The organism is Ruegeria denitrificans (genome assembly GCF_001458295.1).
In the GTDB taxonomy this organism is placed as follows: Bacteria; Pseudomonadota; Alphaproteobacteria; order Rhodobacterales; family Rhodobacteraceae; genus Ruegeria; species Ruegeria denitrificans.
Genome location: NZ_CYUD01000003.1, coordinates 96,397 through 121,138, shown reverse-complemented (window position 1 = coordinate 121,138; position 24,742 = coordinate 96,397). Strand labels below are relative to the sequence as shown.

Genomic DNA, 24,742 nt, shown 5'->3' with positions numbered 1-24,742 from the left:
ATGGGCATCAACACCGAACGCGACATTCAGGCAAACCTGCAGATCGGCCCCACCGATCACGGCATGGTGCGGCTATTCATCGAAGCCGATAACCTCGAAATCCCGATGGATTTTGACCCCGAAGAAGCCGAGGAAATCGCGGACGAACTTCGCGCTGCTGCTCAGGCTGCCCGAGCAGTCCAAAGCTGATCACCTAAATCCGGGGATCGCGAAGCGCCTGCAATCTGCGCGCCGCGTCGGTTGCAAATTTCTGGATCATCTTCTTGCGCCGCGCCGGGGCAACTTTGTCTTCCGGCGCCATGCGCACGATCTCGGCATCATAGGCGTCGGCGATGATCAGACCGGTTTCCGCTGGCAGTAAGTCGGTTGGAAACTCGATGTCGACAGCCCAGAAGAATCGATCACACCACTCCAGATAGCCCTGCCATTTGGAATCGGACTGATAGTCCGCCCGGCTGGATTTACATTCGATCACCCAAAGCTCACCCTTTGGGCCCAGCCCCATGACATCGACGCGCAATCCCCGCATCGGCACGAATTCTTCAACTGAAACAAATCCATGCGCCGATAAATGGCGGGCCACGCCGCGGGCCAGTTTTTGTCCGGGTTGCAGATCAAGGGTCATGCGAGGAATGTGAACAATTCGTGAACAAAAATCAAGAACCACTTCACCCTTGACATGATACCATTTGGTACTGAAATTATATAGTACCAAATGGTATCGCAAATGGTGAAGCAAATGCAGCCCCAAACCCAAAACGCATTTCGTGCTCTGGCCGATCCAACACGCCGCGACATCGTACAGATGCTCGCCGCGCAGGACATGACAATTGCCCAACTGACCGAGCGGTTCGACATGACCCGTGCCGCCGTCAAAAAACATCTGACCGTCTTGTCGGATGGCGGTCTGATCACGGTCGAGACACGCGGGCGGGAACGTATCAACCGGCTGGAACCGCAGGGAATGGCCCCTGTTCTCGACTGGTTCAGCTATTTTGACCAGTTCTGGGACGAACGCCTAAACAAGCTGAAAGAAGCCATTGAAAGGAAACAAAAATGACAAATGCAATACTGAATAAAACGATCTTTCTACGGGCGGAACCCACAACTGTCTGGGCATATTTGACCGACCCTGATCGGCTAGCCGAATGGTTTCACAAACCCGAACGCCCTCTGGCCGCTGGCCAAAAGCTTGAGATGTTCGGCACTACTAGTGGCGACCTGTTGATCTGGGGCGAAGTGCGCGTCGCCCGCCCGCCGGAGTATCTGGAATACACGTTCACCGTCAAACCCATGGGGGATGCGGTAAGCGTGGTCAAATGGACACTTGAGCCCGTTCCGGGCGGCACACGGCTTGTGTTGCAGCACGAAGGCCTGCCACAGGGTGCCGAAGCCTTTGGCCTGATCCTGGCGCTGGACAACGGCTGGGATGAGCATTTCGGCAAGATGCGCACGGCCTTGCACGAAACAGTTGATGCCTGACCTATTTTAAAACCCCTTGTACAAACCCGCCGCAACCCCTACTTAGGCGCGTGGCGGGTTCTGCCCTTCTTGTGATAGGTAGCATTCTGGTGGCCTTAAGCAATTCCGAGGGGGCTGGCTCTGTTCAGGTCCTGGCCTGATTACCTGGCGCCCACCTGTACATACAGGTCCTCGGGAATCACACCGCACGGTTGACTGGTGGTCCCGCCACATACGCGTCTTACCCTTCAGCATCCGAAATATTGTGGCTCACGAAAGTTTCGTCTGATAGCGCAAAGTCATACATTCTGCGGCCATTCCACTGCGGCATGTATTCGTCGTAAAGCCGGTTCTTTTGCTCAGGTTGCGCCGGCACGACGAGATCCGCCTCGGGCAACCCGACGCCAAAATTCAAAACCCGTGCCTCTTGATACCGTTTTGCCGCATGCGAAACAGCGTGGTGAAGCATCACATGCTCGATATGGCCGTATTCTCCTACGTGATTGTGAGTGATGACGGTCGACGGTTTATACTGCTGCATCAGGGCAAAGGCTGACCCTTCCAGTAAATTGAACAATGGGTGCCGATGCAAAGGGCGGCGGATTTCCGGCGGATTCTGATCTGTCGCAGAGGGCATCTGGATAAAACGCCGCAATAAACGATGATCTCGCTCGACCGCAAAAGGAAACTGAATCCTTTTGGCGCCGAGAAGATCACATACCCTCTGCATCGCCGCCTCGCGCGTATCTGTATCTTTGCGGTTCGGAGCGGGCCGGAAGAAACTTGCAATTGTCACATCCGCGCAATCTTTCAGATGACCCAAAGTCGAACCGCAAAACAGGGTTTCATCGTCCTGATGGCAGACGCACACTAAAATTCGGTCATCGCTGAGGCTTGCCAGGCTAACCTTACCTGCGGCAACATCCGGTCCTGTCTCCAACACGTCAAAATTGGCATTTGCAACATTCTTATAACTCGAAGACGTAACCCGTCGCGCACGCCCTTCGGCAATCAGCTGCTCGGAACTGGCCTTTACAAAACCGTTTTTGTTGTCCCCCTGCAGCAAATAGCACCGCCCGGCCAAACCTGGCCACACTGCCTCAAGCTCGGAAATTCTGCCTTTCTTCATCGCATCCAGATGCAGTAAATCTATTGAGCTAAAAGGGCGCTCGTTCGCAGCCTGACGCAGGCCTTCGCGGGCGTCAGACAGGTAAAACCTTACGCGCCCCGGAAACTTGTCTTCGAACCACTTGAAAACAATTGGAACATAGATTTCCACAGGCGGCCAGGTCGCTCGCAACCGCTGGCCAAGGTCAATCCCGATAAAGGTCAACGATGGATTGGAATGGAGAGCCAGCAAAGCAGCGTGACCACCGGCGACACCCACCTCTGCAAAACACGAACTGCCCTGTGCCATCTGGTGCAAAGCACGACGTTTCGGCTCCATCCCAAGAGATAAGTCCTGTAGGTGGAAATCCCGCTGCATATGCTCATAGCAAACATTCCCGTTAATCGCGACCGGCTCACCAGCTTGTGTCAGCCCATCGGCGATGGCAGCGTTGAGGGATGCAAGATCATCGCGGAAGTCCGTGGACGCGATAACCTCTTCATAACTAGGAATATTCACAAGCGCTGCTCTTTCGCTGTCGATTGAGGTGTTGACCGGCATCAAAGGCCAACACACCGCGATATTCAAGCATTAGACGCTACTATCAAGTTAAACTGACCGAGGCTGCGACTAGATCAGCGGTATGGCTCTGGTCTCAGGTCTTTTCGATCCGGATCGTCGCGGGTTTGAGGCTGACGGCTACAGGTGTCCCACGGCGCGGGCCTTTGGGCTTTTCTGCCATGCTCATGATCGCATAGGCGAACTGAACCCCGGCAAAGACGATCCCGTTCATGAACCAGATCATCAGGATCGCTACCACCCCAATATCTGATCCGGTGATCAAGCTGCGTAAATTGGCCACGTTCAGTGCCAGCAGCACCCCGACAAACATGGCCGAGATGACAAAACCCCATGCGACCTGAGTGATATACAGTCTGATCAGTTTGGGCATGGTGGGCCTCCTTGCGCTCTGGTATTCAGGTTAGCGCATCTCAGACCGGGGTAAAGGCGTCAGAACGCCTCGGGCTGGGCTTCGCGCGCCATGTGATCCAGCACGGCGTTGACGAATTTCGGCTCTTTGCCTTCCGGGAAAAAGGCGCGGGCGACGTCGACAAACTCGGTGATGACCACCTTGGGTGGTGTGTCGCCCTGGGTCAGCTCGGCCCCTGCAGCGCGGAAAGTGGCGCGCAGGGTGGGGTCGATGCGCGCGATTGGCCATTTTGCAACCAACGCGCGGTCGGTCATTTGGTCAATCGGCGCCTGGTAGTTCACCGCATCTTCAACCAGTTTGCGAAAGACGCTGGTGTTCCCATCCAACATCTCATCGCCTTCATAGACGGCGCCGAACCTGTGATCCAGAAACTCATTAACAACCTGCTCGGTCGTCTGCCCCGACTGCTCCATCTGGAACAGCGCCTGCACGGCGTAAAGCCGGGCAGCGGATTTCATCAGGCGTTTCTGGTTGGCCGGTTTCGGCGCGTCTGTCTGGGTCATGCTGTCGTCGGTCCGTTGCTGTCGCCCGCCACAAGGATGGACTCGGACGGTGGCTTGAAACCGACGCCCTTTTTCGAAGCGCCCCACTTACGGCTGAGCGCGATCAGATGCAAGGCCGCTGCGGCCGCGCCGCCGCCTTTATTCATCTTCCCGGGATTTGCGCGCACTTCGGCCTGATCGTCATTTTCCACGGTCAGGATGCCGTTGCCAATGAGAAGACCCTGAAGGCCCATCAACTGAATGGCCCGGCTCGAGTCATTGCACACCGTCTCATAATGCGTGGTCTCGCCACGAATGACACAGCCCAGCGCTACATAGCCGTCAAAATTGCATTGACGGTCCGCCATGGCGATGGCGGTAGGGATTTCCAGCGCACCGGGCACCTCGACCACTTCGCAGGTGCCGCCTGCCGTTTCGATCTCGGCCTTTGCACCGGCAACCAGATTGTCCGCGATGGCGCGGTAGAACGGGGCGACCACAATGAGCAGTTTTACTGGTTTGTCGAAGGTCGGTGTCGGCAGGACGCCGTGTTTGTCTTGCTCAGCCACGATCAGTCATCCTTGAGGATTGAGCGGGTGCCGACGATGGACAGGCCAAAAGCGTCGAGCCCCAAATATACGGTTTCCGGTGAATCCGTCAGCAACACCAGTTCCTGAATACCCATCTTGGACAGGATCTGCGCGCCCAGACCGGTTTGCTTGATGGTGCGCGGACCTTCGTCCTCGACTGCATAAAGCGAGTTGCGCGGCTGACGGAACAGGCACAACACGCCGCGGCCCTCTTCGGCGATCTTTTCCATTGCCCGCGGCAGTTCGCGCGAAGATTTCGGGCCGAGACCCAGAATATCGGGCGCTTCGTGCAGGGCATGTGTTCGGGTCAGCACTGGGTCGGGTGTGGTGATGTCGCCCTTGGTCATGACGACATGTTCGATGCCGTGGGTCTGATCGGTGAAAATCCGCAGTTCCCAATCTCCGCCATATTCCGAGGTAACAGTCTCGCGCGACGTCTCGACCACCAGATTGTCATTGCGAGACCGATACGCAATCAGGTCGCTGATCGTTCCAATCTTCATGTCGTGTTCTTTGGCGAATTCGACCAGATCGGGCAGACGCGCCATCGTGCCGTCCGCCTTCATGATCTCACAGATCACGCCCGAAGGGTTCAACCCAGCCAGACGCGAAATATCCACGGCGGCTTCGGTATGGCCCGCACGTACCAGCACCCCGCCGCGCTTGGCGCGCAGGGGAAAAATGTGGCCGGGGGTGGCGATATGCGCCATCGTGTTCTGTTCGTTGATCGCAGTGGCTACCGTCAATGCCCTGTCAGCGGCGGAAATACCGGTCGACACGCCCTCACGCGCTTCAATCGAAACGGTGAATGCAGTTTCGTGTCGGGATGAGTTGTTCACCGCCATCATCGGCAGTTCAAGAGCGTCCACCCGTTCGGCCGTCATCGGCAGGCAGATCAGCCCGCGCCCATGCGTGGCCATAAAGTTGATCGCGTCGGCATCGGCAAATTCGGCGGGGATCACCAGATCGCCTTCGTTTTCACGATCCTCGTGGTCGACCAGAATATACATCCGGCCTTTGCGGGCCTCGTCGATGATGTCTTCGATCGGGCTGATCGCGTCGCGCAGCTGGGCTTCGACGGGTCCTGGGGTTTCAAAGCTCATGAGGCAGCCTTTCACAGAGCATGTTTGACCCGGTGGATAGACTACCAGACGGTCAAAGGCCAGAGCACTTGCGGCACCAGGCAATCCCGGCGCGACGTAGTTTCAGGACATTTCGGCCAGGCGCGCGACGTAGCGGGCCAGTGTGTCGATCTCAAGGTTCACCTTGTCACCAACCCCTACATCACCCCAGGTTGTGACTTCCTTGGTGTGGGGGATGAAATTGATGCCGAAATCACAATCATCCACATCGTTGACGGTCAGCGAGGTTCCATTCAATGCAACCGAACCTTTTGGCGCGATAAACCGGGCCAGTTCTTTGGGGGCACGCAGGGTGACGCGCGTGCTGTCGCCTTCGTCCTGCACGGCGACCACTTCAGCCACGCCGTCCACATGGCCCGACACGATATGCCCGCCCAGCTCGTCACCGACCTTTAGGGCGCGCTCCAGATTGACGCGCTTGCCGACCTGCCAGCTGTCGAGGTTGGTTTTCGAAACCGTCTCGGCACTGATCTGAACGTCATACCAGTCATCGCCCAGCGCGATGACGGTCAGGCACACACCATCGCAGGCAATCGAGGCACCGATATCTATACCTACCGTGTCATAGGCTGTTTTGATCCGGGCTCGCAGATCGCCCTGTTGGTCTAGCTCGGTGACGGTGCCGATATCGGTGACGATCCCTGTAAACATTCCGCTAACCCTTGGTTTCTAACCTGATCCAGTGTTCCAAGCCGAGGTAAGCGCAAGCAGCGCGGCGGGCAAGCCCCAGCTTGCCGTGAAAGGCAGAAACAGGCATAATTTCCCGAACAAAGAGCTCGAGCAGTATTGATGTCACCCACCACAACAGGCCTGAACCGCCGTGTTTTCCTGTTTTTGCAGGGACCCCATGGTCCGTTCTTCAACGGGCTCGGCCGATTGCTGCGGTCTTCGGGGGCCGAGGTCTGGCGTGTGGGGTTTAACGCCGGGGATCAGGCCTTCTGGTTCGACAAGACTTCGTACATTCCATTCCTCGACGCGCCAGAGCTTTGGCCCGACTGGTTGTCTGAGCTGATCGCGGATCGCGGTATCACCGATATCGTCCTCTACGGTGACACGCGCCCCATTCACGCCAGCGCCGTCAAAATTGCCCAGGCCAAGGGCGTGACTGTCCACGTATTCGAGGAAGGCTATTTGCGTCCCTGGTGGGTAACGTATGAGCGGTTCGGTTCTAACGGCAACTCGCGCCTGATGACGCTGGACGTTGATCAGATGCGGCGCGCTCTGGATCAAGCTACGACGCAGACACCACCACCTCCATCGCATTGGGGGGACATGCGACAGCACATATTTTACGGGGCACTCTACCATTGGTTCGTGCTGTTTCTGAACCGGCACTATCGCAATTTCCGACGGCATCGGGATCTGCCAGTCTCTAAGGAATTCAGGCTATACTTCAAGCGCCTGGCACTCATGCCGATTCACCGCATACAGCGTCGCTGGGCCACGGCACTCGTATTGGGGAATGGTCATCCTTATCATCTGGCTTTGCTGCAACTGGGGCATGACAGCTCGGTTCAATCCCATTCGAATTTTTCCTGCATGTCCAACTTTCTTGAGGATGTCGTCCGTGATTTCGCCAGTGGCGCGCCCAGGCATCACCGGTTGGTGGTCAAAGAACATCCGCTGGAAAACCACCGTGAACCCCTGCACCACCTTGTAAGAGAGTTAGCAAAAAAGCATGGGATTGCAGACCGGGTACATTATGTGCCTGGCGGGAAGCTCGCTAAACTGCTGGACGGTGCCAGTTCTGCAGTCACTATCAATTCAACAGCAGGGCAGCAGGTTCTATGGCGTGGCATCCCCCTGCGCATCTTTGGCAAGTCGATCTATGACAAACCCGAATTCGTCTCGCGCCAACCGCTGGAGGCATTCTTTGCCAATCCGATGCCGCCTGATCAGGAGGCCTATCAGACCTATCGCCAATTCCTGTTGAAAACGAGCCAAGTGCCCGGCGGATTCTATTCTCGCAGAGGTCGAAGGCAGCTTTTGCGCGGCGTGGCGGATATGATGTTGACCGCCACAGACCCCTATCAAACCGTCCTGTCCCACAAAGAGGCTCAGACGCCACAGTTAAAGCTTGTTGAGTAAAACTGGACGGTTGGCGCTAGAAGTTATCGCGCGAACCGGGTAGCCTGCGCCCAACAAAAGACCAAAACAAAAACGACCGAGGATTACCGGCAGTGCAGCGCTTTCCAATCCGATGGATACAGGGGATATCCCTTGTGGCGGCAATCGGCCTGTTGGCCGGGTGCCAGCTTCCTAAATCAGGACCCAATAAATCCGAGATTTTGGCGGGCTCCACTGAAAAAGGCGGCAATGCTTTCGTGGTCGAAGTTGACGACCGCGTCGCAAAGGCAACTTCGGCCATTCAGCAATTCGGGTTTTCGTCCTCGTTCCGCAATGCCCAACGTCTGGCGGCAGACACTGTTCGCCCGGGCGATGTTCTTGGCCTGACGATCTGGGAAAACGTGGATGACGGCCTGCTGTCCGGTGAAGTCGGCTCATCCACCAGTCTTGAACAGATACAAGTCGACAGCGAAGGATTCATCTTCGTTCCTTATGCCGGGCGCATTCGGGCCTCTGGCAACACGCCCGAGCAACTGCGCCAACTGATCACCAGCGAATTGAAAGAACAAACGCCGGATCCACAAGTCGAAGTCCGTCGTGTTGCAGGGGACGGCGCCACTGTTTCTCTTAGCGGTGAAATCGGAGCGGCGGGCATTTATCCGATTGAACGTCCAAGCCGCACCTTGTCGGGCATGCTGTCGCAGGCTGGTGGCGTTGCCGTCGGTTCGGATATCGCGCTGGTAACCCTGATCCGCGGGAATGACCGTGGGACGGTCTGGTATGACGATCTGGTCCGGAACCCTCAACTGGACGTCGCATTGCGAGGCGGAGACCGCATTCTGGTCGAGGCTGACAGCCGATCCTACATCGCACTAGGGGCCACCGGGCAGTCGCGCGTCGCATTCGACACGCAGGACCTGACGGCACTGGAAGCACTGGCGCAGGTGGGCGGCCTGCAATCCCTTTCCTCGGACCCCACCGGTATATTTGTTTTGCGCAAGGAACGGCAGGACATTGCGCGCAACGTCATGGGGCGGCAGGATTTGCAAGGGGATCAACGCATGATCTATCTGCTGAACCTGACCGCGCCTAATGGGTTGTTTGTTGCCCGGGACTTTGTCATCCGTGACGACGACACGATCTATGTGACCGAAGCTCCCTACGCACAGTGGAGCAAGTCGATCTCTCTGATCGCGGGCGGTCTGACACCGGTCGCAAACGTCGCCACGCTGACGGGTGGCTGATGCAACCTGACCAAACAGCTGGGACTCAGCGGACCCGGCTGCTTGTCTATAACGGTGGCTTTCTCACGCAACGCCGGATACGGCGCATCCTGCACCTCAAGGGCTATGACATCCGACTGGGTCTGCCCAGGGACCGCGACGTAGTCGGTGTCTGGGGCAACAGTCCAACGGCACATCGCGGCCTTGGAATCGCGGCCCGGCACAACGCACCGGTCCTGTGGGTCGAAGATGCCTTTTTGCGCTCCCTACATCCGGGGCGGGATGGTGACGCTCCGCTGGGCCTGTTGCTTGACCGCTCCGGGGTGCATTTCGATCCGGCACAACCTTCGGACCTGGAAACCCTGTTAGCATCTCATCCGCTGGACGACACGGCGTTGCTGAACCGGGCACGCTATGGCGCGGACCGGATGCGCGAGCTGCACCTAAGCAAGTATTCAGCCGTCGACCCCACCTTGCAGCCGCCTGATCCGGGTTATGTTCTAGTGGTCGATCAGGCCCGCGATGATGCCTCGGTCACAGCGAGTGCCGGGGACGACGCGCGATTTCGCGAAATGCTGGTCATGGCGCAAGAGGAAAACCCCGGTGCCCGTGTTCTGATCAAGTCACATCCCGAAACCGTTTCAGGGCATCGTGGCGGGTATTACTCGGATCAGGATATGTCCGACCGGGTTTCATTTGTGAACGATCCCATCAGCCAGTGGACCCTGCTAGAAGGCGCGGTTGGTGTCTACACTTTGTCATCACAAATGGGGTTCGAGGCCATAATCGCCGGGCACAAACCGCGCATCTTCGGCCAGCCCTTTTATGCTGGATGGGGCCTGACCCAAGATGAGGCATACGCCCCGCGTCGCCAGCGGAGCCTGACGCGGGCGCAATTGTTTGCAGCCGCTATGATCCTCTATCCCACATGGTACGACCCCTATCGGGACCAGTTGTGCGAATTGGAGACCGTGCTGGACACGCTCGAGGCCCAAACGCGCGCTTGGCGAGAGGATCACAAAGGCTGGACGGCCTCTGGCATGCGGTTGTGGAAGCGCAAACACTTGCAGAAAATGTTTGGCCGCGAAAGAAAGGTCCAATTTACCTCACGCCAACCGGATGCATCCGACCGCCCCCATATGGTCTGGGCCAAACACGCCCGTGGCGCGGAAAACGCAGTCAGAATCGAGGATGGCTTTCTAAGATCCCGCGGGCTTGGTGCCAACCTCGTGCCTCCGCTGTCTTTAGCAACAGACGATCTTGGCATCTATTACGACCCGACCCATCCAAGTCGGCTGGAAGAATTGATCACCGCCCGTGAAACCCTGCGCCCGGATCAGGAATTGCGGGCCGAACGGCTGGTGGCCCAGATCGTTTCGGGTCAGCTCAGTAAATACAATACCGGCGGTGCGCCCCCTGAACTACCAGAAGGACACCGTATTTTGGTTCCGGGTCAGGTCGAGGATGACGCTTCGATCCTGCTTGGCACTACGACGATCCGCACCAACACAGATCTGCTGCGAGCCACACGTGAAGCGAACCCGAATGCGATCCTGATCTATAAACCTCATCCTGATGTTGAGGCCGGGCTGCGCGAAGGTGCAATCGAAGACGAGGGGCCCGCTGACGTGGTCGCAACAAATACCGACCCAGCCGCACTTCTGCCGCACGTGCAAGAAGTGTGGACTATGACCTCTCTGCTCGGGTTCGAAGCTCTGTTGCGTGGAGTGCAAGTGACGACACTTGGGGCTCCTTTTTATGCCGGGTGGGGGCTGACGACCGATCTGGGAACTGTGCCCGCTCGACGTGGTGCAAGGCCGTCGGTGCTGGGATTGGTGCATGCCGCCCTGATCGACTATCCGCGATACCTTGACCCGCTCACCGGGCAACCCTGCCCCGTCGAACTCGCGTTAGAACGCCTGAAAGAAGGGAATGAACGCAAGGGCGGTCTCTCTCTGCGTCTGTTGTCGAAAATGCAGGGCGCATTTGCCACTCAAGCGCATCTGTGGCGTCGCCGCTAACGTAGCGCGCGCGCCCAGCGATGCAGAACATCCGGTCCGATAGCCCGATATTCGATCAGATCAAACCGAGGGGCTGCATCCAGCTTGTCCAATCCCAGCGATCCAATCGCTGGCAAACCTTCGGCACCGATTGTCAGCCCAGCGCTGAAGCCGACAAGTTCATCCACCAGATCATCGACAAGCAAGGACGCCGCCAACGCCGAGCCCCCTTCGCAGAAGACGCGCGTCAAACCAGCCTGCCCCAGTTGCTGCAACAGGTCAGCCGCATCTATGTGATGATCCTGAAGTGCACAGGGAATCAGACGTGCGCCCAACCCCTCCCACGCGCGGGCGCGTTCGACATCCGGGGTTGGACCGTGACACAACCAGACCGGTATTTCGGCCGCAGTGCGCGCCAATTGCCCCATTAGCGGAATGTCCAGATGGCGCGAGACAACCACGCGCACCGGCTGCGCCTCGATCCCCAGATCGCGAACTGTCAGAGATGGATCATCCGCCCGCGCTGTCCCTGCCCCAACCATCACCGCGTCATGGCGCGCGCGCATGGCATGAACCGCCCGGCGCGCTTTCGGCCCCGTGATCCATTGGCTGTGCCCGGTTGATGTCGCGATGCGGCCATCAAAACTGCTGGCCAGTTTGAGCGTCACAAATGGACGCCCTTGTTCCGTTTTCAGAAAGAATCCCGCGTGATCGTGCGCGGCCTGTTCCGCCAAAACGCCGGTAGTGACCTCAACCCCAGCCTCTCGCAACATGGCAAAGCCCTGCCCTGCCACACGCGGATCGCTGTCCTCAATCGCTGAAACCACCCGCGACATACCTGCCTTGATCAATGCCTCGGCGCAGGGCGGCGTTTGACCATGATGGGAACAGGGTTCCAGCGAAACATAGGCAGTTGCGCCGCGCGCAGCATCGCCAGCCTGCGCCAAAGCCTGCGTTTCACCATGTGGACGGCCACCGGGTTGGGTCCAACCGCGCCCGACGATCCGACCGTCGCGCACGATGACACACCCTACGGCGGGGTTGGGCCAACACGTGCCCTGACCGCGCTGCCCCAATGACAGGGCCAGCGCCATATATCGCTTATCTGTTTCGCTCACTCGTCCGTCGAAGGCTGCGGCGGGCGCAGTTCGTGGACAAACTCCTCGAAATCATCGGCCGCCTGGAAATTCTTGTATACGCTCGCAAAGCGAACATAGGCCACGGTATCGATCCGCGCCAGAGCTTCCATGACGATCTCACCAATCTTGCTGGAGGGGATATCGGTCTCACCCATGCTTTCCAAACGGCGGACGATGCCGGAAATCATCTGGTCGATCCGCTCGGGATCAATGGGACGTTTCTGCATCGAAATCCGAATCGAGCGTTCCAGCTTGTCCCGGTCGAAATCTTCCCGTTTACCGTTGGTTTTTATTACCACCAGGTCGCGCAATTGCACACGTTCGTAAGTGGTAAACCGCCCCCCACAAGCGGGACAAAACCGGCGTCTGCGGATCGCGACATGATCCTCTGCCGGGCGTGAATCTTTGACTTGAGTGTCGATATTTCCGCAAAACGGGCAGCGCATCCGCCGTCTCCTCGTCCCTTGTACCGCCCCTTATTGTAAGAGCAGTGGCTTATTTATCCACAACTATATGGCAGCCGCTAGGATTTGGGTAGTCGGAAATTTTCACCGCAATATAAAGGGGTCACGCGAAATGCGCCGCAACCTTTCGGTGATGCGGCGCAATGCGATGTTCGAACAGATAAATGCCCTGCCAAGTACCCAGAACAGGTTGTCCTTCAACCACAGGGATCGACAGGGATACCGGTAGAAGTGCAGCTTTGATATGGGCGGGCATATCATCAGGGCCTTCATACGTGTGCTGCAGATACGCCATGGAAGGGTGATCAGACGGTGGCACCAGCCGACCGAAAAAGGCCTGCAAATCCGTTTGCACTTCGGGGTCGGCATTTTCCTGAATGACTAGCGAGCACGACGTATGCCGCACAAACAGCGTCAGCAACCCATCGCGCTCGACCGAGTTGAACCATCGGCGCACGTCCGAGGTGAACTCATAAAGCCCCGGACCTTGCGTGGAAACGACAAACTCAGTCTGCATACGATGTTCAGCTATGCATTAGTCAACGAAGGGCCGCGTGTTGCATCGCCCATTTGCCGCCGAAACGGACATGCTGAATCCCGGCTGAAATCCAACCGTGATGATGCCGCTGCTTTGCTGCGGAGCGCCCTCAGGTGCCGTAAGAGAAAACTGTACAGCCGTTCTGCGGCCTGTTGCCTCGCTAGGGCCATAGCCACGCTTGACATATATTCGTTGTTTCCAGTCGGCACCTAATGTCCTGCGGGCAAAATCCGATGCTGCGCACCAATATCCGTCAACATCAGTGCGTCCGCGCGGAATCACTTCAAATACCGTATTGCTCAGAGCAACCGATTGGTATCCTAAACGACCATTGAAAGCCGAGACTGGTGTGCTAGCCACAAGTGCGGCGAACACCGCATAAGTCATAACCTTTTTCATATCCATACTCTTTCCTATCTCAAGGCAGGTATTGATTAAGTTTACTCTGAAATCCAACAAAGTCGGTTCACGATGACTTCAACCGGTGCAAGCCTGCCCGTGAACAGGTTTCAGCCAGCCGCGATAACAGATCAATTGCCCAAGCCCCGGCATTGCGGCTGATACATCAAAGCGAAATTGCCCCGTTTCGTCCTGCCATTCTACGGTTGACAAGCGCGGCAGGAAAAATGTGGGGCAGCTAACACCGAAAATGCTCAGACCGCGAATGTGGATTATCATGCGCCCCGAGTCGATTTCTGGCATCAGCCATAGGGTCAGCCAGCCCAGTTGTTCACGAACACAATCCGTACCGTGATCAAATGTCAGTAGGGATCGAGTCGTGTGTCCGTCAAAGTCCCGCGCCCACGGCCAGGTGTCACCGGCACAATCAATTTTGACCTTTACCGGTATGTCATCGGCATCAGGAGGAAAGCGCCCAAGCTGCAAAGCAAGCCTGATAATCCACCCGCTGCCCCGGATAATGCTGCACCGCCCTTCGTATTGACCGGGATTAGTGTGCAATAGATACAAGGCTGAAGGTACGTCTGCGCCGGCAGGCAGGGCTTGCAAAAAGGGATCAGGTTCCACTCAAAACCCCTCGGGCAAAAACCGGTTTCGCAGCGCGGCATCTGGAATCAAACAGGTCGGGTTACGCCCAAACATCTTGTATCTGTTGCGGGCAATAGCGTGATACAGCGGGTCTTTAATCCATCCAGGCAGAAACCTGCAAATTGAAAGGACCGGCCAAATTCCCGGCAACGCATTCATCGCCGCAGCAAACGCATCCAGCCGCTGGTGCACTTTACCATTTATGATAACCAGATTTGTTTCAAAATCTTGCGTAGGCAGACCAAGTTCCTGATACAGGCGTTGTCCCACCGGCGATTGCGCAGTCGCAAACTTAAAACGCTGTGATTTATTCCGTGCCGCCATAAACTGAAAAAACCCGGAACACAGGACGCATTCACCATCAAAAACAATGGCATCCTGACTGCCCATCAATTCGGTTGTGGCAAGATTCGGCATGTTTGGTGCGCCAGATCAGTTAACTGCCGCCACTCTTTCACCTTGGCCGAATCCGGGCAATGCGACATGAGGCCATCCATTTCGCAGCCGTTCGAAGGTGCCGGGGAGCCGCCGGTATTGGTAAGTTTACCGGGGCTCTGACCTCATCCCCAAAAAGGTGCTAATCCGACATCGGGCAGAAATTACACAATGTCTGCCGTTGGGTCTTGTTTTTGCCTGCCAAAACCATTCGAATTCCAGACATTGAAGCACGACTTGGGATCAAAAAACCGCCCAATGCGCCGCTTTGGCGTGGAACCCGGTGGAATTTACGGTGGAATAGCCATGGAAGTTGATATCGCCCGCCTGCAGCTTTTGACCAGAGCACTTGATCAGCGAACCAATGGCACCCAAGCCTCCGACCGCATCCTTGGAAAATGCGAGCTAACCCGGGAATCAATTGCAGCATCGGCCACAACATGCAGTGCCCATCAAGAGGCCCTGTTCGCGCGTTATGCCTGCGATACCTTGGGCGATATCACCTTCGCCGCGCAAACCGGATTGCAGTTTTCGTCATCGTCCAGCCTGACCGCTTATATCAGTAAGTACTCGCGCGACCTTCGGCAGGTGATCGAGAATACCTCGCGCTTTCACATGTTCATCGACCCAGCCATTGCCTTTACGCTGCGTCTTGCCGGAAACTTTGCCACTGTTGAGGCCGAATGGAAGGACGCCAGCTTTGCCCGCTATCATCGCCGGACCGAGTTTCTCATGTTCGCCGGGTTGGCTCGCATGCGGACCCTGACGCAATCAAACTTCTATCCGATTGAGATACGATTTCAGCATGAGGTTGGTGGAAACAGAGATAAATTTCAAAAGCTTGCCGGATTTCCGGTTGTATTCGGCGCAGAACGGTTCGAAATCGTTCTTGCCGTATCCACGTTGAATTTACCGGTTCCGACCTACGATTCGAACCTGCGTGCGCACCTTCTGGAATATGGGGAACGTGTCCTTGCCGAGCGGCGTTCACCCAAGCAAAAACTCAGGGCGCAGGTCGAAGGGCTGATCACTCGGTCACTGCCCGGCACCGTCATTCACGCCGATGAGGCTGCCGCCAATTTGGGGATGAGTCCGCGCACCTTCACCCGGCGGCTGAAAGAGGAAGGAGCCAGTTATCGCGATATCGTCGACGACCTCAGATGCGATTTGGCGCAAACCTTCATCACGAACGATATGCCCCTGTCCGAGATTGCCTATTCGCTGGGGTATGCTGACCAACCAGCCTTTTCGACTGCTTTCAAACGCTGGACCGGTCAGGCCCCCAGCACGTTCCGCAGTCGCCTGGATTTGCCGGATAGTTCCTGATGCAAGTGGCCGGGGGTCATCAGCCGCAAAGCCTCGCCCCGGCCTGTCCCATGAGTGGACAATGCGGATATAAGGAGGCGCAGGGATCTAGCCTTGTGACTTCTCGCCAATTTGATCTTTGAAGCGGACAATGTGAAAGCCCGTGGGCAGAAAGAAAAAAGGCGCCTCATTCGAGACGCCCTTTGTATTACTGATCCAGGAAGGATCGCAGTTTACGCGACCGGCTGGGATGTTTCAGCTTCCGCAGCGCCTTCGCTTCGATCTGACGGATACGTTCGCGGGTCACGCTGAACTGCTGACCGACCTCTTCCAGCGTGTGATCGGTGTTCATGCCGATGCCAAAACGCATCCTCAGAACCCGTTCTTCACGTGGGGTGAGCGAGGCCAGAACCCGTGTGGTCGTTTCCTTGAGGTTTTCCTGAATGGCACTGTCCAACGGCAGCACGGCATTCTTGTCCTCGATGAAATCGCCCAACTGGCTGTCTTCCTCGTCGCCAATCGGCGTTTCGAGAGAGATCGGCTCTTTGGCGATTTTCATCACCTTGCGGACCTTCTCCAGCGGCATCTGCAGCTTTTCGGCCAGTTCTTCCGGCGTCGGCTCGCGGCCAATCTCGTGCAGCATCTGACGACCGGTCCGGACCAGCTTGTTGATCGTCTCGATCATGTGAACCGGAATACGGATCGTGCGGGCCTGATCCGCGATCGAACGCGTGATCGCCTGACGGATCCACCAGGTCGCATAGGTCGAGAACTTATAGCCACGGCGGTATTCGAACTTGTCCACCGCCTTCATCAGGCCGATGTTACCTTCCTGAATAAGATCAAGGAATTGCAGGCCGCGGTTCGTGTATTTTTTGGCAATCGAGATCACCAGACGCAGGTTCGCCTCGACCATTTCCTTCTTGGCCTGACGCGCCTCTTTCTCACCCTTTTGAACCTGCTGCACGATGCGGCGGAATTCAGGGATGTCGAGACCGACATACTGCCCGACCTGTGCCATATCATTGCGCAGCTCCTCGACCTTGGCGGTCGAGCGTTCGATGAACATCTGCCAGCCCCGGCCCGGCTTTTCGGCCATCTCGGTCAGCCAGTTCGGGTCCAGTTCGCGGCCGCGATAGGCGTCGATAAACTCGCGACGGTTGATGCGGGCTTGGTCCGCCAGTTTCACCATCGCACTGTCCAGCGACATGACCCGGCGGTTGATGCCGTAGAGCTGGTCAATCAGCGCCTCGATCCGGTTATTGTGCAAGTGAAGACCATTCACCAGCTCAACAATCTCTGCCCGAAGCTTTTGATAAGTCTCTTCATCCTTTGCACTGAACGAACCGTCCTCGTTCAGCGTGGCGGAAATCCGGCTGTCCTGCATTTCCGACAACATCGAGAAATCGGTCGAAATCCGCTCGAGCGTGGTCAGCACCTGATCTTTCAGGGCCGCTTCCATCGCGGCCAGCGACATATTGGCCTGATCATCATCGTCATCATCGTCGTCATTGGCGATCGGATTGCCGTCCGCGTCCAGTTCCGGGCCGGTGTCCTTGGCAGGCTTTGCCGCTTGCACGGCCGAGGTGTCGACAACAGGCTCTTCGACATCGCCTTCTTCGTCCATCTGGTTGCCAAACGTGGTCTCCAGATCGATGACGTCACGCAGCAGAATGTCTTCAGACAGCAATTCGTCGTGCCAGATGGTGATCGCCTGGAATGTCAGCGGGCTTTCGCACAAACCGGCAATCATCGTGTTCCGACCGGCTTCGATCCGCTTGGCGATGGCAATCTCACCCTCACGGCTCAGCAGTTCGACGCTGCCCATTTCGCGCAGATACATGCGCACTGGGTCGTCAGTGCGGTCCAGTTTTTCAGCTGCAGCACCAGACAGCGCAACCTCACGGTTGCTTTCCGTGGTGGTCAGCTCGGTAGAGCCTTTATTCTCTTCCTCTTCGGCCTCTTCATCTTCGATGATGTTGATGCCCATTTCGGACAGCATCGACATAACGTCTTCGATCTGTTCCGAGCTGACCTGATCAGGCGGCAGCACCTGGTTGAGCTGGTCGTAGGTGATGTAACCTTTCTCGCGGGCCTCGGCGATCATCTTCTTGACGTTAGCCTGACTCATGTCCAGCGAGATTTCCTGTTCCTGCTCGTCGGATTTGCGGTCTTCGTTCGTATCCTTGGCGGCCATTCAATGCTCCTGCAGGGATGGGTGATTCGTTTCAACCGAATCATTAGCGCGTAGAAGTGATTCGGCCACCCGTTTACCTGCTTTTCTTTTCCAGTGCCTTACGAAAACACCACTTCACCGGCGTTTCCGTTCAAAATTGATGCCCGACATGATTGCTTTGAACGCATCTTTCTCGTCGCGGTTGATCCGCGCGCCATTGTCGGCGATGTCGAAAACGGCCCTGTCCTCGTTCTGGCTGCGGCTTGTGCGGTTGCGTTCTTCGGCAGCTTGCGCCAATCGGTACGTCAACGCCTCATCGGCCAGATCGGACAGTTCCTCTGCAGCTTCGGCAATCTCAGCATCCAACCCCCGGAGCGCTTTGATCTTTGCGAGTTCCTCGGCCAGAGTCATCTCGGCCTTTTCAACGTCGCCTGGTTTGTACACACAGGGGATTACTGCGACATGGCGAAGGGCCAGCAGGTTTTCAAGGGCTTGAGGCCTCAAAGTTTCGGCAATGTGGTCTTTCAGGTTGTCAGGATCGTCAATCGCATGGCGCAAGATCGCATGGCGCAGGGCGGCATGGTCGGGATCGCGGCACTCCATCTCTTCCAACTGATGCTCAAACTGCACGACAACTTCAGGGTTCAGCGCAGCAATGGCCAGAATAGCCGCTTCGCGCAGCTGAATCTCTGCATCTTCGGATGAGGCCAAAAACGACGCCCGCGCACCGGGCGTTGCAGGCTGTTTTGCCGGTTGCCACTTGCCACGTGGTTGCCATTGGCGGTTCCCCGATTGACGCTGCGGGCGGAACAATTGCCAGCGCAGATCCTTGATCTCTTGCCCGTAATGGGACCGGATCGAAGGGTCGCGGATCAGTTTGATCTTGTCCCGCAGCACCTTGTCCAACGCCGCCTTGCGTTCCGGGCTGTCAAAAACCTTGCCTTCGGTTTCGCGCTGCCACAGAAGTTTGACCATCGGAATGGCCCCGTCCAGCACAGCCTGAACGGCCCCTGCCCCTTCGGCGCGCAACAGATCGTCAGGGTCTTTCCCTTCGGGCATCAGGGCAAAGCGCAAAGATTTACCGGCCTCTAGCAGCGGCAGAGCCAGATCAACCGCCCGCATGGCGGCCCGCAGACCGGCCGTATCGCCATCCAGTGCGATGATCGGCTCGTCCGAGATACGCCACAGAAGTTGCAGCTGATGTTCGGTAATCGCAGTGCCGAGCGGCGCAACCGAGGCGCCAAACCCGGCCTCGGCCAATGCGATGACGTCCATATACCCTTCGGCCACGACCAAGGGCAGGTCCTTGCCCGCCGATTGCCGCGCAGGGCCGTGGTTATAGAGGCTGCGCCCTTTGTCGAACAGATCGGTCTCGGGCGAGTTCAGATATTTGGCGTTGTCGTTTGGGTCCATCGCGCGACCGCCAAAGGCGATACAGCGCCCGCGCGGGTCGCGGATCGGGAACATGATCCGGTTGCGGAACGTATCATAAGGCTTTTTGCCCTTGTTCGATGGCTTGGCCAAACCCGCGCCCAGGATCAGATCCTCGGCCACATTCTTACCCCGTAGGTGATCCCACAGCGCCTGCCAACCGTCGGGGGCAAAGCCGATTTCCCACCGCTCCAAGGCCTGCGCGTCCAGTCCGCGACGGTTCAAGTAATCGAGCGCCGCGCCCCCTGCCCCAGTCTTGAGCTGCAGGCGGAAGAACTGTGCTGCCTGCTCCATAACCTCGGCCAATTGCGAGCGGCGATCCTGCTTCTCCTGTGCCTTGGGGTCGCGTGCGGGCATCGGCATTCCGGCTTCGCGCGCCAGAATTTCGACTGCTTCGATGAACGAGACATTCTCGGTCTCTTTCACAAAGCTAATCGCATCGCCTTTGGCATGGCAGCCAAAACAGTAGTAGAACCCTTTTTGGTCGTCGACATGGAAGGACGCGGTCTTTTCATGATGGAACGGGCACGGTGCCCACATGTCGCCCTTGCCCTGATTGGACTTACGCGCATCCCACATGACCTTGCGCCCAACGACCTGAGACAGGCTGAGGCGGGTACGCAGTTCATCCAGAAATCCGGGGGGCAGTGACATTTGTCAAGCCTGCCAGAAATGCAAACGCGCGCCAAGGGGATGGCGCGCTTATCCACAGCGAATTCGCTTAGCTGTGGATTATTGCTGCAGACACAGCTCTAACCAAGCGGCGCCCAGGTCCTTTTTGCGCACATCGCGCATTTTTTGCTCGTAAACCCAAGGGGTGATCAACGGAATGGCCGCGTTGTAGTTTTCGGGCCATGTCGGACTTGTGTCAGCCACCGCTTGCGGTACGTCACGTTCCTTGACCCTGTCCAGTCGCGCTTTTTGGATCGCCGCAACGACTTCCCCCTGATACTGGCAGCTTTGTTCTTTGGTTTCTTGAGCAGCCAGAGGTGTGGCCAACAAAAGGGTCGCGATGGCGGTACGCAACATGGGAATCTCCCGGAATCGTTTCTTTCGCGGAAGTTTACCCGTCAAACAAATCACCTGCCATCGCCCTTTTCTCCGCGTGATACCAATTTAGGCCAAACAGCAACAGGGGCGGTCGGACCGTGGTCCGACCGCCCCTGCAAAGCGCAAAATTAAAGCCCTTTGGCGCGGTAGCTTTTCGAGACGCGATCAATGGCCACGATGTACGCAGCCGTCCGCAAATCCTCGACGTCGTCACGGCTGTGCCAGACTTCACGCATGGACTGGTAAGCAATTCGCATCGTGTCATCGAGACCCGAACGTACCAACTCCAGCTCATCCGCACCGCGAAGGTATTTGGCCTTGAAGTTCGGAGACATCGACCACGCATCATCCAGATAACGGTCCAGCCGTTCCAGCTCGCTGACGATCAACTCATGCCGCGCTTCTTCCTGACGACGCTGCATCCGGCCAAAACGGATATGGCTGAGGTTCTTCACCCACTCAAAGTAAGAAACCGTCACACCACCGGCATTCGCATACATGTCGGGGATAATCACGACGCCCTTCTTGCGCAGGATTTCATCCGCACCTGCGGTCACTGGACCATTCGCAGCCTCAATGATCAAAGGTGCTTTGATCCGCTCGGCGTTCGACAGGTTGATGACGCCTTCAAGGGCCGCTGGAACGAGAATGTCACATTCCGCCTCCAGAACCTCGCCGCCTTCGGCTGAATGCGTCGCGTCTGGATAATCACTTACACCCCCGTGCTTCACAATCCACTGGCGCACCGATTCAACATCAATCCCGTCAGGGTTACAAAGCGCGCCATCCCATTCGATGATGCCGACGATGCGAGCACCATCCTCTTCGCTCAGAAACTTTGCCGCATGGTATCCCACGTTGCCCAACCCCTGCACGACAACGCGCTTGCCGTCCAGCTTGCCGGTCAGGCCTGCCTTTTGCATATCCTCAGGATGCCGGAAGAATTCGCGCAACGCGTATTGGATGCCCCGTCCGGTTGCCTCAACACGACCGGCGATACCACCTGCATTCAGCGGCTTGCCCGTCACACAAGCGCGCGAGTTGATGTCGGTTGTGTTCATCCGAGCGTATTGGTCCGAAATCCACGCCATCTCACGCTCGCCCGTACCCATATCAGGCGCAGGCACGTTCTGAGACGGGTTGATCAAGTCGCGCTTGGCCAGTTCATAGGCAAAGCGACGTGTGATCTGCTCTAGCTCGTGCTCTTCATATTGCCGGGGATCAATGCACAAACCACCTTTTGAGCCACCAAAGGGAGTTTCCACCAGCGCACATTTATAGGTCATCAGTGCCGCTAGGGCTTCAACTTCGTCCTGGTTTACAGCCAGAGCGTATCGAATACCGCCCTTGACCGGCTCCATATGTTCGGAGTGAACCGACCGATAGCCGGTGAAAGTATGAATATCACCCCGCAGTCGCACACCGAATCTCACAGTATAGGTCGCGTTACAGACGCGAATTTTTTCCTCCAGCCCCGGGGGTAAATCCATCAGGGACGCCGCCCTGTTGAACATAAGGTCTACACTTTCGCGAAAACTGGGTTCTTTTATAGCCGTCATTTATTCCTCCATGCCGGCGAACGAATTGCCCTCTGCCGTTTTGTCGCACCCATTGGGTAAACGATCAATAATTAAGCAGAAATAAAACTCGAAAAACATATCAAAAGTTCTGTAATGAACGCTGAGTCGCTGAATTTGGCTTGCCATCTCGATATTGTCGCCCATTCGAAAACAGAGGCGCCCGCTGTCCGTAAATTATCCCTCCTTTGCATGCAAACTAGGCAAATCAGAAGCTTTTTCGCCCAAATCCCGCCACGATTCGGCTTTATTAATGATGAGTTAATATTCCTTTAGCAGTTTGGGTGTCTGCTCAGCGAGGTCCTCAATATGAAGAAGCGCATTTTTCAAAGCGGCTTAAAGAAATCTGAGAAAATGGCGCCTGCCACACGCCATTTCGCCAAAGATGAAGATGGTGCGGTTTTCACACTGTTCGTGATTATCGGCCTTTTCATGATGTTTGCGACAACCGGTATGGGCGTCGACATTATGAAATTTGAGCGTGAACGCGCCTCGATGCAAGCAACCTTGGATCGCGCAGTTCTTGCCGCCGCTAACTTGGATCAAGTCGAAATTCCCGCCAAAGTGGTGGCAGAGGAATATATTCAAAAATCCGGGTTGAGCGACATCAACTACGAAATTCAGGTCTTTGAAGGTATCGGCTCTCGGAGAGTGGTCGCGACATCCGACAAAATCGTCACAACCAATTTCATGAAATGGGTCGGCATTGATACCCTGACGGCTGCGGTCACCAGCACCGCAGAGGAATCTGTTGGTTCTGTCGAAATTTCTCTGGTTCTGGATATGTCCGGTTCGATGGGCAGGGCCTCGGCCACGCCGGGCAAAACCAAAATGGAAGTTCTGCAGGAAGCGGCAAAAAACTTCGTGACCACGATGTACGAAAAGGAAAACCCCGATAAGATTTCTATTTCGATCATCCCTTATGCCACCCAGGTCAACGCAGGTGCAGATATTCTGGATAAGTTTACCAACGTGACAGCGGAACACGCCTATTCCCACTGCCTGAACTTCCGCGGTTCAGATTTCCAGACAGCAGTATTGGATCCAGACGCTTCATTTCAGCGCACGGCCCACTTTGATCGGTACCGAACCAACGGCACGCAGTGGGAGGCACCCAGATTTCTAACCTGCGCGACGCGTGCAGGTAGTGAAATCACGGCTCATACAAACGATATTGACAAGTTGCATGAGCAGATCGACGACTTGACCGCGCAAGGCAATACCTCAATCGACATTGGCGTGAAATGGGGCATGGCATTGCTGGACCCTGAATTTAGAGGGATCATAGGTCAGTTGTCGCGGGAGGGGGTTAGCCCGGGTGCGATCGAAACGATTGTCCCCCAAACTTTCGGTGACCGCCCGAAAAACTATGAAGACGATGTTGAAAAGATCCTGATCGTCTTTACCGACGGTGAAAACACATCGCAATATCGGCTGGATGATGATTTGCGCGATGGAAATTCTGATGTGTGGTTCAACACAGAATACACGGTGGATGGTGAACAAGTAGGTGAATATAGCGTCAGAGTTTCGGATCCAGATGAATCGCCTTGGTTTTATTGGACCCGGCAAGATACATTTCGGAACCACCCCTACGGCTATCAGGAGCCCGGCGAGGCCAATCGTCTGACTTACCCCGAGTTGTTTAACCGTACCTCGCTGCGCTGGAACGCCGAGAACAACTATGACTGGCAAAATAACAACATCAACAACTGGTACTGGAACGCTTACAACTCTGTTGGTTCGTCCACAAAGAACACTCGCACCTCTAATATCTGCGCAGAAGCAAAGAAAAAGGGCGTGGTCGTATACGGTATTGCCTTCGAAGCACCTGCAGTCGGCGTAACCACCATTGAGGATTGCGCCAGCAGCGCTGGCAAAGTTTATGCAGTCAACAGCGATGGATCTTTGGGCAGCACCAACTTGTCGCTAGACCAGGTGTTTGAATCCATCGCTGCATCGATCAAACAACTGAAGCTGACACAATGACCTGTAGTTTTCTGAAAAAGTTCATTCGGTTCAGACGATCCGAGAAAGGGGGGCTGGCGGTTGAGTTTGTTGTCCTGTTCCCCCTGTACCTCGTCGTCATATTGTGCGCGGTAGAATACGCATTGATTTCTGTAAAGCAGGTTATGCTGGAACGTGCTGTCGATATTGTTGTCCGTGATATTCGCCTTGGAACCGGATCTGGGCCAACGCACGATCAGATCAAGGATGCAATTTGCGACAGGTCACTCGTGATCGAGGATTGCACAAGCAACTTGCAACTCGAAATGATCCGTCAGAGTGCGTTTACCGGTGTGACTCTTCCTGAGGAGCCCGACTGTACGGATCGCGCGGAGCCGGCAAAACCAGTTCGGGAATTCTCAAACGGTCCAGCAAATGAACTGATGATCCTGCGCGCCTGCGCGCAAATTGACCCTGTTTTTCCGGGTTCGGATATGGCGGTCGCCTTGGTGGGTGACGATGGCGTGATCTCTCTGTCTGCAACCACCGCTTTTGTTCAGGAGCCTTGA

26 protein-coding genes are annotated in these 24,742 nt (G+C 56.3%); 9 read left to right on the top strand and 17 right to left on the bottom strand.

Features of this window, described 5'->3' with window-relative positions:
* Positions 1-189 (top strand): DUF6324 family protein, encoded by a 189-nt coding sequence (locus RUE5091_RS05355; protein ID WP_058280865.1) that lies wholly within the window; start codon positions 1-3, stop codon positions 187-189.
* A 4-nt stretch (positions 190-193) separates the two neighbouring features.
* Here RUE5091_RS05355 and RUE5091_RS05350 read toward each other — a convergent pair whose 3' ends face one another.
* Positions 194-625 (bottom strand): MmcB family DNA repair protein, encoded by a 432-nt coding sequence (locus RUE5091_RS05350; protein WP_058280864.1) that lies wholly within the window; start codon positions 623-625, stop codon positions 194-196.
* Positions 626-739: 114 nt separating this feature from the next.
* On the opposite strand from RUE5091_RS05350, the gene RUE5091_RS05345 reads away from it, so the two are divergent.
* Positions 740-1,060 (top strand): ArsR/SmtB family transcription factor, encoded by a 321-nt coding sequence (locus tag RUE5091_RS05345; RefSeq protein ID WP_058281100.1) that lies wholly within the window; start codon positions 740-742, stop codon positions 1,058-1,060.
* Positions 1,057-1,482: an SRPBCC family protein gene (locus tag RUE5091_RS05340; protein WP_058280863.1), complete on the top strand. Its 426-nt coding sequence runs from the start codon at positions 1,057-1,059 to the stop codon at positions 1,480-1,482. The genes RUE5091_RS05345 and RUE5091_RS05340 overlap by 4 nt, the downstream gene beginning before the upstream one ends.
* A gap of 220 nt (positions 1,483-1,702) precedes the next feature.
* Here RUE5091_RS05340 and RUE5091_RS05335 read toward each other — a convergent pair whose 3' ends face one another.
* From RUE5091_RS05335 to RUE5091_RS05310, 6 genes are all read right to left on the bottom strand, one after another.
* Positions 1,703-3,088, bottom strand: a complete 1,386-nt coding sequence (locus tag RUE5091_RS05335) for a PIG-L family deacetylase (protein WP_165590753.1) — start codon at positions 3,086-3,088, stop codon at positions 1,703-1,705.
* A 136-nt stretch (positions 3,089-3,224) separates the two neighbouring features.
* Complete coding sequence (locus tag RUE5091_RS05330; protein ID WP_058280861.1) at positions 3,225-3,521, bottom strand: hypothetical protein; 297 nt, start codon at positions 3,519-3,521, stop codon at positions 3,225-3,227.
* Between the two features lie 59 nt (positions 3,522-3,580).
* On the bottom strand, positions 3,581-4,063 hold the full coding sequence (gene nusB, locus RUE5091_RS05325) for a transcription antitermination factor NusB (RefSeq protein ID WP_058280860.1): 483 nt from the start codon (positions 4,061-4,063) through the stop codon (positions 3,581-3,583).
* A complete protein-coding gene (locus RUE5091_RS05320; protein WP_058280859.1) occupies positions 4,060-4,611 on the bottom strand; it encodes a 6,7-dimethyl-8-ribityllumazine synthase in 552 nt (183 codons plus the stop codon). Before RUE5091_RS05320 ends, nusB begins: the two co-directional genes overlap by 4 nt.
* 2 nt (positions 4,612-4,613) lie before the next feature.
* Entirely contained in the window at positions 4,614-5,735 is a 1,122-nt protein-coding gene (gene ribB / locus RUE5091_RS05315; protein ID WP_058280858.1) for a 3,4-dihydroxy-2-butanone-4-phosphate synthase, read from the bottom strand.
* Between the two features lie 102 nt (positions 5,736-5,837).
* Positions 5,838-6,425 (bottom strand): riboflavin synthase, encoded by a 588-nt coding sequence (locus tag RUE5091_RS05310; RefSeq protein ID WP_058280857.1) that lies wholly within the window; start codon positions 6,423-6,425, stop codon positions 5,838-5,840.
* A 138-nt stretch (positions 6,426-6,563) separates the two neighbouring features.
* Between RUE5091_RS05310 and RUE5091_RS05305 the strand changes: the two genes are divergently transcribed.
* The 3 genes from RUE5091_RS05305 (at position 6,564) to RUE5091_RS05295 (ending at position 11,085) form a co-directional block, all read left to right on the top strand.
* Positions 6,564-7,862 (top strand): capsule polysaccharide biogenesis protein, encoded by a 1,299-nt coding sequence (locus tag RUE5091_RS05305; RefSeq protein ID WP_058280856.1) that lies wholly within the window; start codon positions 6,564-6,566, stop codon positions 7,860-7,862.
* A 92-nt stretch (positions 7,863-7,954) separates the two neighbouring features.
* Complete coding sequence (locus RUE5091_RS05300) at positions 7,955-9,085, top strand: polysaccharide biosynthesis/export family protein (RefSeq protein WP_058280855.1); 1,131 nt, start codon at positions 7,955-7,957, stop codon at positions 9,083-9,085.
* Positions 9,085-11,085 carry a capsule polysaccharide biogenesis protein gene (locus RUE5091_RS05295; RefSeq protein WP_058280854.1) on the top strand — a complete coding sequence of 667 codons (2,001 nt, stop codon included), beginning with the start codon at positions 9,085-9,087 and terminating at the stop codon, positions 11,083-11,085. The genes RUE5091_RS05300 and RUE5091_RS05295 overlap by 1 nt, the downstream gene beginning before the upstream one ends.
* Here the strand turns inward: RUE5091_RS05295 and ribD are convergent.
* The 6 genes from ribD to RUE5091_RS05265 all read right to left on the bottom strand — a co-directional run bounded on the left by ribD (position 11,082) and on the right by RUE5091_RS05265 (position 14,669).
* On the bottom strand, positions 11,082-12,182 hold the full coding sequence (gene ribD / locus RUE5091_RS05290) for a bifunctional diaminohydroxyphosphoribosylaminopyrimidine deaminase/5-amino-6-(5-phosphoribosylamino)uracil reductase RibD (protein WP_082643563.1): 1,101 nt from the start codon (positions 12,180-12,182) through the stop codon (positions 11,082-11,084). The genes RUE5091_RS05295 and ribD overlap by 4 nt on opposite strands.
* Positions 12,179-12,649, bottom strand: coding sequence for a transcriptional regulator NrdR (nrdR, locus tag RUE5091_RS05285; protein ID WP_037307671.1), 471 nt, complete (start codon positions 12,647-12,649; stop codon positions 12,179-12,181). Before nrdR ends, ribD begins: the two co-directional genes overlap by 4 nt.
* A gap of 121 nt (positions 12,650-12,770) precedes the next feature.
* The gene (locus RUE5091_RS05280; protein WP_058280852.1) at positions 12,771-13,184 is read right to left on the bottom strand and encodes a secondary thiamine-phosphate synthase enzyme YjbQ; all 414 of its coding nucleotides are present in this window, start codon (positions 13,182-13,184) and stop codon (positions 12,771-12,773) included.
* An 18-nt stretch (positions 13,185-13,202) separates the two neighbouring features.
* Positions 13,203-13,610 carry a hypothetical protein gene (locus RUE5091_RS05275; RefSeq protein ID WP_243470718.1) on the bottom strand — a complete coding sequence of 136 codons (408 nt, stop codon included), beginning with the start codon at positions 13,608-13,610 and terminating at the stop codon, positions 13,203-13,205.
* A 72-nt stretch (positions 13,611-13,682) separates the two neighbouring features.
* The gene (locus tag RUE5091_RS05270) at positions 13,683-14,231 is read right to left on the bottom strand and encodes a DUF4166 domain-containing protein (protein WP_058280851.1); all 549 of its coding nucleotides are present in this window, start codon (positions 14,229-14,231) and stop codon (positions 13,683-13,685) included.
* Complete coding sequence (locus RUE5091_RS05265; RefSeq protein WP_058280850.1) at positions 14,232-14,669, bottom strand: thiol-disulfide oxidoreductase DCC family protein; 438 nt, start codon at positions 14,667-14,669, stop codon at positions 14,232-14,234.
* Between the two features lie 255 nt (positions 14,670-14,924).
* Between RUE5091_RS05265 and RUE5091_RS05260 the strand changes: the two genes are divergently transcribed.
* Entirely contained in the window at positions 14,925-16,013 is a 1,089-nt protein-coding gene (locus RUE5091_RS05260; protein ID WP_243470717.1) for a helix-turn-helix domain-containing protein, read from the top strand.
* 187 nt (positions 16,014-16,200) lie between these two features.
* On the opposite strand, the gene rpoD is transcribed toward RUE5091_RS05260, so the two are convergent.
* From rpoD to RUE5091_RS05240, 4 genes are all read right to left on the bottom strand, one after another.
* Complete coding sequence (gene rpoD / locus RUE5091_RS05255; RefSeq protein WP_058280849.1) at positions 16,201-18,189, bottom strand: RNA polymerase sigma factor RpoD; 1,989 nt, start codon at positions 18,187-18,189, stop codon at positions 16,201-16,203.
* A gap of 114 nt (positions 18,190-18,303) precedes the next feature.
* Positions 18,304-20,253 carry a DNA primase gene (dnaG, locus tag RUE5091_RS05250; RefSeq protein WP_058280848.1) on the bottom strand — a complete coding sequence of 650 codons (1,950 nt, stop codon included), beginning with the start codon at positions 20,251-20,253 and terminating at the stop codon, positions 18,304-18,306.
* 78 nt (positions 20,254-20,331) lie between these two features.
* Positions 20,332-20,628 carry a hypothetical protein gene (locus tag RUE5091_RS05245; RefSeq protein WP_058280847.1) on the bottom strand — a complete coding sequence of 99 codons (297 nt, stop codon included), beginning with the start codon at positions 20,626-20,628 and terminating at the stop codon, positions 20,332-20,334.
* Between the two features lie 149 nt (positions 20,629-20,777).
* Positions 20,778-22,208: a Glu/Leu/Phe/Val family dehydrogenase gene (locus RUE5091_RS05240; RefSeq protein WP_058280846.1), complete on the bottom strand. Its 1,431-nt coding sequence runs from the start codon at positions 22,206-22,208 to the stop codon at positions 20,778-20,780.
* 327 nt (positions 22,209-22,535) lie between these two features.
* Between RUE5091_RS05240 and RUE5091_RS05235 the strand changes: the two genes are divergently transcribed.
* Together RUE5091_RS05235 and RUE5091_RS05230 are read left to right on the top strand one after the other, a co-directional pair.
* Positions 22,536-24,215 (top strand): pilus assembly protein, encoded by a 1,680-nt coding sequence (locus RUE5091_RS05235; RefSeq protein WP_058280845.1) that lies wholly within the window; start codon positions 22,536-22,538, stop codon positions 24,213-24,215.
* Positions 24,212-24,742, top strand: coding sequence for a TadE/TadG family type IV pilus assembly protein (locus RUE5091_RS05230; protein ID WP_058280844.1), 531 nt, complete (start codon positions 24,212-24,214; stop codon positions 24,740-24,742). The genes RUE5091_RS05235 and RUE5091_RS05230 overlap by 4 nt, the downstream gene beginning before the upstream one ends.

Bases quoted from the DNA above. Each gene is read 5' to 3' on its own strand.
- RUE5091_RS05355 (WP_058280865.1), top strand. From the start codon at position 1: ATGGGCATCAACACCGAACGCGACATTCAGGCAAACCTGCAGATCGGC.
- RUE5091_RS05350 (WP_058280864.1), bottom strand. From the start codon at position 625: ATGACCCTTGATCTGCAACCCGGACAAAAACTGGCCCGCGGCGTGGCC.
- RUE5091_RS05345 (WP_058281100.1), top strand. From the start codon at position 740: ATGCAGCCCCAAACCCAAAACGCATTTCGTGCTCTGGCCGATCCAACA.
- RUE5091_RS05340 (WP_058280863.1), top strand. From the start codon at position 1,057: ATGACAAATGCAATACTGAATAAAACGATCTTTCTACGGGCGGAACCC.
- RUE5091_RS05330 (WP_058280861.1), bottom strand. From the start codon at position 3,521: ATGCCCAAACTGATCAGACTGTATATCACTCAGGTCGCATGGGGTTTT.
- nusB (WP_058280860.1), bottom strand. From the start codon at position 4,063: ATGACCCAGACAGACGCGCCGAAACCGGCCAACCAGAAACGCCTGATG.
- ribB (WP_058280858.1), bottom strand. From the start codon at position 5,735: ATGAGCTTTGAAACCCCAGGACCCGTCGAAGCCCAGCTGCGCGACGCG.
- RUE5091_RS05310 (WP_058280857.1), bottom strand. From the start codon at position 6,425: ATGTTTACAGGGATCGTCACCGATATCGGCACCGTCACCGAGCTAGAC.
- RUE5091_RS05305 (WP_058280856.1), top strand. From the start codon at position 6,564: ATGTCACCCACCACAACAGGCCTGAACCGCCGTGTTTTCCTGTTTTTG.
- RUE5091_RS05295 (WP_058280854.1), top strand. From the start codon at position 9,085: ATGCAACCTGACCAAACAGCTGGGACTCAGCGGACCCGGCTGCTTGTC.
- nrdR (WP_037307671.1), bottom strand. From the start codon at position 12,649: ATGCGCTGCCCGTTTTGCGGAAATATCGACACTCAAGTCAAAGATTCA.
- RUE5091_RS05280 (WP_058280852.1), bottom strand. From the start codon at position 13,184: ATGCAGACTGAGTTTGTCGTTTCCACGCAAGGTCCGGGGCTTTATGAG.
- RUE5091_RS05275 (WP_243470718.1), bottom strand. From the start codon at position 13,610: ATGGATATGAAAAAGGTTATGACTTATGCGGTGTTCGCCGCACTTGTG.
- RUE5091_RS05265 (WP_058280850.1), bottom strand. From the start codon at position 14,669: ATGCCGAATCTTGCCACAACCGAATTGATGGGCAGTCAGGATGCCATT.
- rpoD (WP_058280849.1), bottom strand. From the start codon at position 18,189: ATGGCCGCCAAGGATACGAACGAAGACCGCAAATCCGACGAGCAGGAA.
- dnaG (WP_058280848.1), bottom strand. From the start codon at position 20,253: ATGTCACTGCCCCCCGGATTTCTGGATGAACTGCGTACCCGCCTCAGC.
- RUE5091_RS05245 (WP_058280847.1), bottom strand. From the start codon at position 20,628: ATGTTGCGTACCGCCATCGCGACCCTTTTGTTGGCCACACCTCTGGCT.
- RUE5091_RS05240 (WP_058280846.1), bottom strand. From the start codon at position 22,208: ATGACGGCTATAAAAGAACCCAGTTTTCGCGAAAGTGTAGACCTTATG.
- RUE5091_RS05235 (WP_058280845.1), top strand. From the start codon at position 22,536: ATGAAGAAGCGCATTTTTCAAAGCGGCTTAAAGAAATCTGAGAAAATG.
- RUE5091_RS05230 (WP_058280844.1), top strand. From the start codon at position 24,212: ATGACCTGTAGTTTTCTGAAAAAGTTCATTCGGTTCAGACGATCCGAG.